We start from the raw sequence: 11,422 nt of genomic DNA on the forward strand, positions 1-11,422 counted from the left end.
GTTTCGTTCTTATTTCTGCGATTGAATTCCGGGCATGGCAGAGCTGACGGGACTGGCCGACGATCGCGCCCTGCTGGGCCGCACCAGCACCGCCGAGCGGGTCTCGGACATCCTCAGGAGCCGTATCGCCGAGGGGTACTTCCCGCCCGGGACACGGCTGTCCGAGGACAGCATCGGCGGGGCGCTCGGCGTCTCCCGCAACACGCTGCGCGAGGCGTTCCGGCTGCTCACGCACGAACGACTCCTGGTGCACGAGCTCAACCGCGGGGTCTTCGTGCGGGTGCTGACCATCGAGGACGTCGAGGACATCTACCGCACCCGCACCCTCGTCGAGTGCGCCGTGGTCCGTGGCCTCGGCGAGCCGCCGTACGCCGTGGACGACCTCGCCCAGGCCGTCGCCGACGGGCAGCGGGCGGGGCGCGAAGGTGACTGGAAAGGAGTGGGTACGGCCAACATCCACTTCCACCGGGAACTGGTGGCGCTCGCCGGGAGCGACCGCACCGACGAACTGATGCGCAGCGTCTTCGCCGAACTGCGCCTCGCCTTCCATGTGGTGGCCGACCCGCGGCGACTCCACGAGCCGTACCTCGCGCGCAACCATGAGATCCTCGAGACGCTCCAGGCAGGCGACCGAGACAGGGCCGAGCAACTGCTCGCGGTCTATCTCGACGACTCGCTCACAGGGGTCGTGGACGCCTATGCGCGGCGGGTCGCCGACGGGGCGCAGGGGATCGGCTGAGCCGGGGGGATCGGCTGAGCCGGGTCGTGGTTCTCGGGGACGGCCGCGGCGGTTCGCTCCGCTGCTGTCGCCGCTGCTCTCGCGAGGCGCTGCGTGGAGCCGGTGTGACGTGCGGGGTGAAGCCGGTGTGGCATGCGGCGCGGAACCCGCGTGACGTGCTGCGTGGAGCCGGTGTGACGTGCGGTGTGGGACCGGTGTGACGGCGGTCGCTTCTGCGTCGTTTCGACCGTTGTCAGACCGAGGACCTAGTCTGTGCACCGTGACTTCGCCTGCATCGACGGACAGCGTTCCGCCCCAGCTCAGCGCGGGGCCGCGCCCCGCTCCGGGCCCGGCCGCCGACGAGGGCCTGGCGCGGCGGCTGCGCGCGCTCGCATGCACCGCGCCGCTGCACGACCTCGATGTGCGCAAGGCGAATCTCGCGGGCGAGTACACGGTGTACGGGATGGCCGAGGTGGCCCTCGCCGCCATCGACCTCGTCACACTGAACATGGACTTCGACACGGGCGCCGACCACGACCAGATAGTGGCCCGGCTCATCCCGCGTATCGCCGCGCAGGCCCCGCAGCGCCCTGTCGCCGAGCACGAGCGCGTGGCCAGGTGGGTCCTGGAGAACCTGATCAACGTCGGCAGCGTCGACCGTGGCTTCCGGGCCGTATACGGCACCTTCGCCCCCGACGGCTCCTATGTGCGCCGCGACTACGACTTCAAGCTGATCGAGGAGGTGCCCGGGTACGGGGGGACCGTCTACCTCCGTACGACGGACGAGGCGGTCAACGTCCTCGTCGGCGCCCTCGACACCGACGTCACCAGCGCGCAGATCGCCGCCGAGGTCAAGCTCGAGGTGCTGATCAGCCGCGGCCGCCTCGCCGACGCCCAGCTCGCCGCCGAGCAGGCCCGGTACCGGACCGTGCAGTACTCGGAGACCCTCCGCAGGGCGCTCGACGCGACCCGGCGCAATGTGCGGGCCGTCGACTGGCTCCAGGCCGTGCCCGACATGATCGCCGAGGCGCTCGACCACGTCGCCGACCGGTACCGCCACGAGAACGCGATCCTCACCAACATCCGCAAGGCCCGCGACGAGTCCGAGGACCCCGAGCAGAAGCGCCGCGCCGCCGAGCTCGTCGACATCGTCAAGGACTGCATCCGACGGCATACGCAGTTGCAGTCCCGGCTCCTGGAGGCCGGGCCCCTGTTCCGCGCCGAGCAGGACCGGCAGGCCTTCGCCACACCCATGACGACCTCGGGGATCGACCTCTACGGCCACCTCGTCGCGCCCGTGCTGCCGCTGCCCGTCGCACAGGCCCGGCGCGTGACGGACGCGTTCTTCGCGCGCGGGACGGGGCTGCGTACGCCGGTGGCCGTACGGGTGGGGGATCTTGTCGAGCTCCTGCTGACGCCGCCCCTGGAGCGGGAGCACCTCGGTGCGGAGATGCCCGAGCCGGACCTGATCGCCACGCCGGACGACAGTCGGTTCAGTGAGGAGCAGCTCGCCTCCGCCATGGAGCTGCTGGATCTGCCGGCGGACGCGCCGCGACGGCTGTCCGGGCTGCTGGCCGAAGCGCGCCGCCGGGATCCCGAACTTCCCTACCTCGTCGCCCTGTTGGCCGTGCACGCGGCCAGTCCACCGGTCGGTACCGCGTATCGGCAGGGCGAGGAGAAGCTGTTGTTCGCCGTCGATGACGGGGTGGAGCTGGACGATCCCGAGTTCGGCGGGGCCGATCTGATAGTGGGGATGGCTTTGCTGGACGCGGCGGGGATGGCGGCGGATCGGTCGTGAATCCCAGCCTCGTAACTCTGTACAAGGAGCTTCTGTCGTGACCGAGCAGCACGTCGAGTGGAGTGAGCCGGATGCCGTCGCCGCGCCGGCGAACGCTCCCGTCACACCCGCCGACGCCGCCGACGCGGCGCGGCTCGTCGCCTTCGGGCTCCAGCCCAAACTGCAGCCCGCGCGGGACCAGGAGTACGCGGAGCTGTTGCGGCGGTACCGAGAGGACCCGGCGTTCGCCCGGCTCGCCGACGCCGTGGCCGCCGGGCTCGGGCTCGTCGTGCTGGAGGTGTCCCCGCGCGCGGGAATGGCCGTGACGGCCGCCGAGGACTCGGTGTTCGCCGTCCGGATGGGCGACTACGCCCGTCGCACCTCGGCCGACTCCGCGGACCGCTTCCTGCACGGCCTCGCCCACCTCGCCGTCGCCGCGATGGCCTTCCCACGCCCCGAGGACCTCGCGGACGACGGGTACATCGGGCGTGTCTCGGTCAACGGCGTCGACGCGTTCGTACGACAGGCCTGCCGCCGTCTGGAGGAGCGGGCCGAGGAGCAGGGCGAGAACACCGATCCGGCGACCGAGGCGCCCGGCCTGGAGGCGGCCTGGCGGATCTGGGCGCGGCGCAGCTCCACCGGCGCCACCAAGGACGCGCGAAGACTGTCCGGTTCGACCACGGGCATCATCGGCAAGGCCGTCGCCTTCCTCACCGACTCCGGATTCCTCCAGCGGACCGGGGACGACTCCGGGGGGACGTACCGGACGACGGCCCGCTATCAGCTCCAGGTGCGGGACATGGCGGGCAGCGCCGCGATGGCCGAGCTCCTCGAGCTGGGCGTCGTCCCGGTGACCGACGGCACCCCGACGCTGCTGCCCGCCGAGCACACCGACGACCTGGAGCTGGTGGCCGACGCAGGCCTGCCGTTCCACTCCTGAACCCACCCGCGTATCTCCCCCGCAATCCACCCGCGTATCTCCCCCGCGTATCTCCCCTACGTATCCGAAGACTTACTACGAGAGTCCGCCGCCATGTACGAGCTGTCCCGGGTCCGCCTCTACTCCATCGGGCCTGCTGGCGCGCGCTATGCCGACACCGTCCTTGACCTGAGGGGTGTCGGCGAGCCCGTGCCCGACCCCGCCCCCACCCAGGCGGAGTTCTTCGAGGAGGAGCCCGTCGGGCCGCCGCGGCGGCCCGCGCCCGCGGGCGTGCTCTTCCTGGAGAACGGCGGCGGCAAGTCGGTGCTGCTCAAGCTGATCTTCTCGGTGATGCTGCCGGGCCACCGCAACACCCTGGGCGGCGCCAGCTCCGGTGTGCTGCGCAAGTTCCTGCTCGCCGACGACTGCGGTCATGTCGCGCTGGAGTGGCAGCACACGCTGACCGGCGAGTGCGTCGTGGTCGGCAAGGCCAGCGAGTGGCGGGGACGGCAGGTCTCCAACGACCCGCGGAAGTTCGCCGAAGCCTGGTACTCCTTCCGGCCCGGTCCCGGCCTGAGCCTGGACAACCTGCCTGTCGCCGAGGCGACCGCCGTCCGGCCGCCCGTCGAGGGAGCGTCCGGCGCGCAGGGGCGGCGGCGCACCATGAAGGGCTTCCGCGACGCACTCACCGAGGCCGGAAAGGCGTATCCGCACCTCGAGGTGCACTGGGAAGAGATCCACGACCGCTGGAACGAGCATCTGACGGACCTCGGCCTCGACCCCGAACTCTTCCGCTACCAGCGGGAGATGAACGCCGACGAGGGTGAGGCCGCCGGTCTCTTCGCGGTCAAGAAGGACTCCGACTTCACCGACCTGCTGCTGCGCGCGGTCACCGACACCCGGGACACCGACGGGCTCGCCGACCTGGTCGGCGGCTTCGGCAACAAGCTGGGGCGACGCGCCGAGCTGATCGCCGAGCGGGACTTCACGGCGGGGTCCGTGGATCTGCTCGGCCGGATCGTCGAGGCCGCCGAGGCACGGGCACGCGCGCGTGACATCCACGCGGGCGCCGAGCGGCGTACCCGCACCCTGGCCCGGCGACTGTCCGCGCGAGGCGTGCGGGAGCGCGTCCGCGCCGGTGAGCTCGCACAGCGCGTGACCGCCGCCGCGTACGCCGTCACCCACGCCGAGGGCGCACGCGAGCGCAGTGCCCTCATCGCCGCCGAACTCGCCTACCGGCACGCGTCGTTGGCGCTCGCCGGGGCCGAGAAGTCGGCGGCCGCCCAGAAGCGCGAACTGGCCGACGCGCGCACCCTGCACTCCTCCTGGCAGGCCGCCGAGCTCGTCCTGAGGCACCGTGCCGCCGCCGACCGCTCCGCGCGCGTGGCCGCCGCGATCCTCGAGGCCGAGCGGGACGCCGCGCCCGCGCTCGCCGCCCGCGCCAAGGCCGCCGTCGACCTCGTCCGCGCGCTGCACCGCGCCGCCGACGGCGCCGAGGCGCTCGCCAACGAGGAAGAGGAGCGTTCCGCCGGACTCCAGGAGGTCGGCGAGACCGCGTACGCCGACTCGACCGCCGCGGCCACCGCCGCCCAGCGCGCCCGCAGCGAGGTCGGACATCTGCGCCAGCGCCTGAGCGAGGTCGAGCAGGAGACCGCCGAGGCGGTCCGCGCCGGCTGGCTCGACGACAGCGCCCCCGACGCCGACCCGGCCCGCGCCGCCCTCGCCGCCAGCGACGCCGAGAAGACGGCCGTCGCGGCGTGGGACATCGCGCGGGAGGCCTCGCGACGGGCTTCGGAGCACGGCCGCGAGGCGGGCTCCGCCGAGTCCCGCGCCGAACTGACGGCCGCCCGCGCGGCGGACGCGGCGACAGCGGCCGAGCGCGCGTACGACGGCGAACGCCGTACGGCCGAGGCACTGGCGGGGGAGGAGCGGCTCGCGGAGCTGCTCAGCCTGCCGGGTGCCACCGGAACGCGGCACGGCGGGGTACCGGTGCCCCGGGCGGCCGGGGACGCCGCTGCCTCCAGCGGCCACGGCAAGGGCGGCGACACCGGCCGAGGCGCCCGCGGCAACTCCGGCGACGTCTGGGCGGAGACCGAAGGCGCCCTCACGCCCGAGGAGCTGGACCAGTACGCCGACGAACTGCGCGAGCTGCTCGACGGCGGAGTCGCCTCCGCCGAGCGCCAGCTCTTCGAGCTGCGCACCGCGGCGGCCGACGACGCCCGGATCCTCGGCGCCCTCGGCGACGGCGGACTCCTGCCGCCCGGCCCCGACGTGCTGGCCACGGTCGAGTACCTCGGTGAGCACGGCATCCCCGCCCTGCCCGGCTGGCGCTATCTCGCGCAGGCCGTCGACCCCGTCGACCACGCGCGCGTGCTGGCCGCCAGGCCCGAGCTCGTCGACGGCGTGATCATCACCGACCCGGACACCCACGCGCGGGCCCGTGAGGCGCTCAGCGAAGCGGCGCTGCTGCCGCGCTCCGCCGTCGCCGTCGGCACGGCCGCCGCGCTGCTCGCCCCGACCCCGGCCGCCGACGCGGGCGACGGCGGCGTCTTCCTCGTACCGCCGAACCCGGCCATGCACGACGAGCACGCCGCCGACGAGGAACGGCAGGCACTGCGCACCCGAGCGACCGAGCGGGACGAGGAGATCCGCATCCTCGCGGCCCGGCTCGGCAAGGACCGGGAGCTCGCGGCGCGGCTCGCCTCCTGGCGCACCGGCTGCCCCGCCGGGCGGCTCGTCGAACTGGCCGCGGCCGCCCGGGACGCGCGCGCGTTCGCCGAGGAGGCCGAGGCCGAGCTCGCCGAGGCGCGCACCGTGCGGGCCGAGGCCGACGAGGCGGCGGCCGAGGCGGCCCTCGTGCGCGACGAGCGCCAGGACGCCGCCCAGCGCGCCCGGCGCGCGGCCGACGCGCTCGCCGGACTCGCCTTCCGCCTGCGCGAACGTGCCGGCTGGCAGGTGAAGGTGCGCGAACTCGCCGACGAGGCCGCCGAGTCGGAGGCCCGCGCCCAGGTCTGCCTGGAGCGCGCCCGCGCCGCCGACGAGGACCGCCGCGCCGCCCAGCGTGCCGCCGACGACGCCCGCCGCACGGCCCGCGCGCTGCGCGCCGAGCGCGCCGAGATCGCGGGCGCCCCCGACGACGTACCGCAGGACGTGTCGGAGACGGCGAAGTCCTCGCTGCCCGCCCTGCGTGAGGCCTACCGGGCCGCGTCACAGCTGTACGAGAAGGTCGGTGTCGGCGCCGATCTGCGCGCCGAGCAGGCCCGCGCCGAGAGCGACGAGACCGCGGCCCTGGCAGAGCTGGACCGGCTCAGCAACAAGGTGCGCACGCGCGCCGCACAGCTCCTTCAGGCGCCGGACGGTTCCGACGGGCCGTCCCGGCAGGCCGCCGCCGCGCGTGCCGAGGAGCTCGTGCAGCTCCTGGAGACCCGTATGTCCACCGCGAGCGAGCAGCTCGGGCGGCTGCGCGGAGAGGCCGAGCGGCACGCGCCCGAGGACGGCGAGGCCCACACCGAGCTGTCGCAGGAGCTGGTCCCGCGCGACGCCGAGCACGCGCAGTCGCTGCTGCGTACGGCCACCGGTGAACTCGCCTCCCGCGCCGAGGCGCTCAGCCAGGCGCGCGCGGCGCACGCCGAGCTGCTCGACGCGCACCGCGCCGCCGAGGACGCGGCCGGTGGCTTCGACGAGACGGCCGCCCTGCTCAGGGACCTGCTGCGGGAGCACTCCGACGAGGAGCACGAGGAGCCCGAGCCCTACCCCGGCACCCTCGAGGAGGCCCGGCACTCCGCCGCCGAGACCCGCCGCTCCCTGCGCGGCTGCGCCGCCGACCTCTCCGCGGCCGAGGGCGCCGTGCGTGAGGCGAGCGACATCCTCGTACGGCATGCCAACTCCAACCGGTACGAGCAGGTGCGCACCCCTGCCCGGCAGCAGATCCGTGAGCTGCCCGCGTCCGCGCTGCCCGAACACGCCCAGAAGTGGGCGGACGCCTTCGCGCCCCGACTGCGGGTGCTGACCGACGAGTTGGCGCAGCTGGAGCGCAACCGGGACTCGATCGTGGACCGGCTGCGGGGGCTGGTGGAGTCCTCGCTCGCCACCCTGCGGTCCGCGCAGCGGCTCTCCCGGCTGCCGGAGGGGCTCGGCGAGTGGTCCGGGCAGGAGTTCCTGCGCATCCGCTTCGAGGAGCCCGATCAGGCCACGCTCGCCGAGCGGCTCGGCGAGGTCGTCGACGAGGCCACCCGCGCGGCGGTCAAGAAGAACTCCGACATGCGGCGCGACGGCATGTCACTGCTGCTGCGCGGAGTCGGCGCCGCCCTCGAGCCGAAGGGCGTCGCCGTCGAGATCCTCAAGCCGGACGCCGTACTGCGTGCCGAGCGCGTCCCCGTCGGGCAGATGGGTGACGTCTTCTCCGGCGGTCAGCTGCTGACCGCGGCCATCGCGCTGTACTGCACGATGGCCGCGCTGCGCAGCAACGACCGGGGCCGTGACAAGCACCGGCACGCCGGCACGCTCTTCCTCGACAACCCCATCGGACGGGCCAACGCGACCTACCTGCTGGAGCTGCAGAGGGCCGTCTCGGACGCGCTCGGCGTCCAACTCCTCTACACCACCGGCCTGTTCGACACGACCGCGCTCGCCGAGTTCCCCCTCGTCATCCGCCTGCGCAACGACGCCGACCTGCGCGCCGGGCTGAAGTACATCAGCGTGGAGGAACACCTCAGGCCGGGACTGCCGCGAGAGGCTCCCGCCGGCGAAGCCGTGCATACGGAGATCACGGCGACGCGGATGTTCAAGAGGCCCTCACCTCAAGGGGCCTAGCGGTCCTCCTTCAAGAGATCCGCGCACTTCTCGCCGATCATCATGGTCGTGATGCAGGGGTTGACGGAGATGAGATCCGGCATCACCGAACCGTCCGCGACCCGCAGCCCCTCGACCCCCTTGACCCGCAGCCGCGCGTCGAGCGGGGCCGAGGAGTCGTCGTCCGCGCCCATCTTCACGGTGCAGGACGGGTGGTAGACGGTGTTGTGGGTCTTGTGGATGTAGTCGAGCAGCTCGTCGTCCGTCCGCACGTCAGGCCCGGGGGCCAGCTCCGCGCCCGCCCAGCCGCTCAGCGCCGGCTGGGAGGCGATCTTCCGCGCCAGCTTCAGCCCGTACGTCATCACGCGCACGTCGTGTTCGTGCGTGAAGTAACGCGGATCGACCATCGGCTTGTCCCGGTAGTCCCGGGTGCGCAGTCGCACCGTGCCGCGTGACTTCGCGCGCGTCACGTTCGGTGTGAGGCAGAACGCGTTCTCGGACGTCGGGAACCCGTGCCGAGCCGTGTTCATGTCGAACGGCACCGAACCGTAGTGGTACATCAGGTCGGGCCGGTCCAGGCCCGGTTCGGTGTCGTAGAAGATGCCCGCCTCCCACCACTGGCTGGAGGTGGTGGTCATGGGCTGCTTGGCCTCCCACATGATGACGCCCTCGGGGTGGTCCTGGAGGTTCTTGCCGACCCCAGCCGAGTCCACCACCACCTCGACGCCCACCTCACGCAGATGCGCGGCGGGCCCGATGCCCGACAGCATCAGCAGCTTGGGAGTGTCGATGGACCCGCAGGACACGATCACCTCGCGGCGTGCGCGCACCGTCCGGGTGTGGATCAGGTCCGGGTCCAGGTACTCGGCGCCCACACAGCGACGGCCGTCGAGCACGAGCTTCTTGGCCCGTACCCCGGTGCGGACTTCCAGGTTCGGCCGCTTGTCCATGACCGGATGCAGATACGCGACCGACGAGGACTGCCGGATGTTGTTCTCGTCGGAGTTGATCTGGAACCAGTTGGCGCCACGGACCACGGTCTTGCCGGTGTTGAACGCGGTGGTCGCGATGCCCGCCTGCGCACACGCCTCCAGCAGGGCGGAGCCGCAGGGGTCCGCGCCCTTCAGCGTGCGCAGTTTCACCGGGCCGGTGCGGCCGTGGTGGTCGCCGGGAGCGTCGTTCGACTCCAACCGCTGGTAGAGCGGGAAGAGTTCGGCCGCGCTCCACCCCGTACAGCCTGCGGCGGCCCAGTCGTCCAGGTCCTCCGCGGGTGCCCAGAAGGCGATGCAGGAGTTGTGCGAGGAACAGCCGCCGAGCACCTTCGCGCGGGCATGCCGCATGAAACTGTTGCCGCTGACCTGCGGTTCGACCGGGTAGTCCCAGTCGTATCCGGACTCCAGCAGTCCCATCCAGCGTTCCAGCTTCAGGACGTCGTCGTCGCCGACATCGCTGGGGCCCGCCTCGAGGACGCACACGGTGACGGACGGATCCTCGGAGAGCCGGGCCGCGACCACGTTGCCCGCGGTGCCGCCGCCGACCACGACATAGTCGAACTCATCGACGTTCATGGGGAGTTGACCTCCTTGCTTTGCTCTTCGGTCGGTCGTGTGACGGTCCTTCAGTCGGTCGCGGGGGTCGCGGGGGTCGCGGGGGCCACGGGAGTCGCGACGGAAGCCGTCGCGGAGGCCTGGAACTGGTGCTCGGCGAGCACCCCGGTCCGGTGCCGCTGCACGAGCCAGTAGTAGGCGAAGCCGCCGCCCGCGACGACGCCCACGAACAGGACGGCACCCCAGCGCAGGTACCAGTGGTACGGCGCGGCCGCGTTGTAGACCGCGGAGCGCGGCCAGATGAGGTTGACCGTCATGACCGTGCCCCACACCACGGCGACGATGTTGACGAGCAGCCCCCAGCGGCCGAGCGAGAACTTGCCGTCGCCCGCGGGCTGCCACTTGCCACGCAGCCGCGCGACCAGCATCGGGCCGGTGACCAGCAGATATGCAAGGTAGATCATGATGATGCCGATGCTGGTGACCACGGTGAAGATCTGCGGCTGGCGGATGTTGACCACCAGGATCGCCAGTGCGAGCACACCGATGATCACGGTCGGCAGGACCGGCGTCTGGAAGCGCGCGTTGACCTTGGCCAGCTTCGAGGAGGCGGGCAGGTTGTTGTCGCGGGCCATCGCGAAGGCCAGCCGGATCGCCGCCGTGTGCACGGCCAGGGCGCACACCGTGACCGCGATCAGCACGCACCACAGCATCGCCTTGCCGGCCGTCGGACCGAGCACGTCGAGGACGATGTACTGCAGACCGTCGGTGGAGAGCTTGTCGCCCTTGAGGCTGGAGACGCTCATCAGCGCGAGCAGCAGCACGAGCCCGCCGAGGACGAACGAGGCGACGATGGCACGGATGATGGCGCGCGGCGCGTTGCGCGACGGGTCGAGGCACTCCTCACCGAGCGAGGAGGCCGTGTCGAATCCGTACATGACGTACGCGGACGCCAGCGAGGCCACCAGGAACGCGCCGAGGTAGCCGAACGACTGTCCGTGGCCGGTGCCCTGGGTGTCCATGACCACCTGCGGGCCGCGGGTGATGTGCACCGCGAACAGGATGATCAGTACGACGGTGGCGATCAACTCGATGAAGACGCCCGCCGTGTTGATGGTCGCCATCAGCTTCACACCGAAGGCGTTCACCAGGGTGGTGAACAGGATCAGTACGGCCGCCAGCAGAACCGCGTTGGTGGCGACGTCGTACTTGCCCGTGCCGTCACCCACGAACTGGAAGGTGGAGGAGATCTGGGGAAGCGTCAACTGATAGGCGAGTGCCACGGCCGAGATCGACACGATCGACGCGAGCAGCATCATCCAGCCCGCGAGCCAGCCTATGTGCGGATTGCCCACCTTCTTCGACCAGTTGTAGACGGAGCCGGCCACGGGATAGCGGGCGGCGAGCTCGGCGAAGCAGAGGGCGACCATGAACTGGCCGATGAAGACCATCGGCCAGGACCACCAGTAGGCGGGACCACCGCTGCCGTAGCCGAAGTAGAAGAGCTGGAAGGTGCCGGTGAGGATGGAGATGTAGCTGATGCCGGCGGCGAAGGTGTGGAAGTTGCCAAGGGTGCGCTTGAGTTCGGGCTTGTAGCCGAACTCGGAGAGTTCGGCGTCGTCGTTCTGCTCGGTCGCTGGTGGATGGGTGGTCATGAGCGGCCTCCTGGA

General features: G+C 71.9%; 6 protein-coding genes. 4 read left to right on the forward strand and 2 right to left on the reverse strand.

Annotated elements, in window-relative coordinates; translation table 11 throughout:
• Window positions 1-34 precede the first annotated feature (34 nt).
• From AQJ27_RS12260 to AQJ27_RS12275, 4 genes are all read left to right on the forward strand, one after another.
• A complete protein-coding gene (locus AQJ27_RS12260) occupies window positions 35-739 on the forward strand; it encodes a GntR family transcriptional regulator (RefSeq protein WP_067366239.1) in 705 nt (234 codons plus the stop codon).
• A 259-nt stretch (window positions 740-998) separates the two neighbouring features.
• Entirely contained in the window at window positions 999-2,516 is a 1,518-nt protein-coding gene (locus AQJ27_RS12265; RefSeq protein ID WP_060902416.1) for a hypothetical protein, read from the forward strand.
• A gap of 37 nt (window positions 2,517-2,553) precedes the next feature.
• Entirely contained in the window at window positions 2,554-3,435 is an 882-nt protein-coding gene (locus tag AQJ27_RS12270; protein ID WP_067366242.1) for a hypothetical protein, read from the forward strand.
• A gap of 93 nt (window positions 3,436-3,528) precedes the next feature.
• Window positions 3,529-8,226 carry a coiled-coil domain-containing protein gene (locus AQJ27_RS12275; RefSeq protein WP_067366245.1) on the forward strand — a complete coding sequence of 1,566 codons (4,698 nt, stop codon included), beginning with the start codon at window positions 3,529-3,531 and terminating at the stop codon, window positions 8,224-8,226.
• Here the strand turns inward: AQJ27_RS12275 and AQJ27_RS12280 are convergent.
• Window positions 8,223-9,773 carry a GMC family oxidoreductase gene (locus tag AQJ27_RS12280; RefSeq protein ID WP_067366248.1) on the reverse strand — a complete coding sequence of 517 codons (1,551 nt, stop codon included), beginning with the start codon at window positions 9,771-9,773 and terminating at the stop codon, window positions 8,223-8,225. The genes AQJ27_RS12275 and AQJ27_RS12280 overlap by 4 nt on opposite strands.
• Before the next feature lie 50 nt (window positions 9,774-9,823).
• A complete protein-coding gene (locus AQJ27_RS12285; RefSeq protein ID WP_067366251.1) occupies window positions 9,824-11,407 on the reverse strand; it encodes an APC family permease in 1,584 nt (527 codons plus the stop codon).
• Between the last annotated feature and the right edge of the window lie 15 nt (window positions 11,408-11,422).

This window comes from Streptomyces olivochromogenes, assembly GCF_001514115.1.
Taxonomy (GTDB): Bacteria; Actinomycetota; Actinomycetes; order Streptomycetales; family Streptomycetaceae; genus Streptomyces; species Streptomyces olivochromogenes.